1 protein-coding gene is annotated in these 255 nt (G+C 49.4%); it reads left to right on the top strand.

Features of this window, described 5'->3' with window-relative positions:
* Positions 1-255, top strand: a 255-nt coding sequence (locus ETC02_RS18720; protein ID WP_171698515.1) for an ATP-binding protein, incomplete at both ends; no start/stop codon positions are given.

Raw genomic sequence — 255 nt, 5'->3', positions numbered from 1 at the left:
CTACTTTCCGTTATCCACCGGAGGCGTGATGGATTTTTACCGTGGACTGGCCTTGGGATTAGGAGAGGAACCGAAGTACCGCAAGGTAGATCTCTTCCGCCAAATCCAGCAGGCGATCGAGCGATTGCATCATGAACGGCGGATCACGCCGGTGTTCATTTTGGACGAGATGCATTTAGCGAAGGATGCATTTTTACAGGACATCGCGATCTTGTTCAACTTTGAGATGGATTCGACCAACCCATTTGTCTTGAT

It is taken from the genome of Geobacillus sp. DSP4a, from assembly GCF_013096875.1.
Classification (GTDB): Bacteria; Bacillota; Bacilli; order Bacillales; family Anoxybacillaceae; genus Geobacillus; species Geobacillus thermophilus.
The sequence above is the reverse complement of the archived record's forward strand: the minus strand, read 5'-3'. Positions and strand labels throughout refer to the sequence as shown.